This window comes from Arthrobacter sp. GMC3 (assembly GCF_002929305.1).
GTDB lineage: Bacteria > Actinomycetota > Actinomycetes > Actinomycetales > Micrococcaceae > Specibacter.
In genome coordinates this window covers 1-654 of sequence record NZ_PJIO01000092.1, presented here as the reverse complement: position 1 = coordinate 654, position 654 = coordinate 1, and the positions used below count along the sequence as shown (strand labels likewise).

The window sequence follows — 654 nt, the reverse complement described above, 5'->3', positions numbered from 1 at the left end:
GCGTCTACCGTGGAGAAACGGCTGATGACCAGCAAAACCCGGTTAGCCAGGCGCGACCACAGACAGAGCCGGTAGGCCACTTCCAGCGCACCGAAGCCGCGAATCGCGGATGTCTGCTCGCGCCCCTCCTCCAGTCCAAGCGCAGTGGCTTCGTCGAGCAGCAGGCCTTCGAGCCCCTTGGGGCAGGTCAGGATCAGTTCATGGCGATCGGTCATGGCGTTTCCAGAAAAAGTGCTGCGGGCCGCTACGACCCTTTCGTCGGAACAAACGCAGCAACGAACAAAAAATGAATGGCAAGAAAAAGATGGCTGGCAATTAGGCGGGGCGGCCAGGCGTGCACTTCAGATGCCTCGCCGACTCCGGCTTATGGGCAGAACCATAGATTCGTTACCTACTTATGACAAAACGATCATTCCAGCGTCTTCAGCATTGGGTTAGAACTCACCCCAGGCCGACATCGCAATGGTGCCCGGCGAAGCGCGCCACGCCGGCAGCGCGCTTCATTGGCAGTCTATCTGCCCGGTCTCGCCATGAGGCCACAGGAACACCAGTCAACCACTGAGGGCAATACCCAATGAGAAGACTCAAGCGTGATCCGATGGAACGAGCATTTCTACGCGGTTATCAGCACGGCATACATGGCAAATCTCGCGA

The 654-nt window shown here is 58.1% G+C and carries 2 protein-coding genes; one reads left to right on the top strand and one right to left on the bottom strand.

Going from position 1 to position 654, the window contains the following annotated elements; all coding sequences use genetic code 11:
- On the bottom strand, positions 1–215 hold a 215-nt coding region (locus CXQ94_RS23795), incomplete at its 3' end, for a hypothetical protein (RefSeq protein WP_146070411.1).
- 359 nt (positions 216–574) lie between these two features.
- On the opposite strand from CXQ94_RS23795, the gene CXQ94_RS23790 reads away from it, so the two are divergent.
- A partial coding sequence (locus tag CXQ94_RS23790; protein WP_368665588.1) for a ribosome modulation factor occupies positions 575–654 on the top strand: 80 nt, incomplete at its 3' end.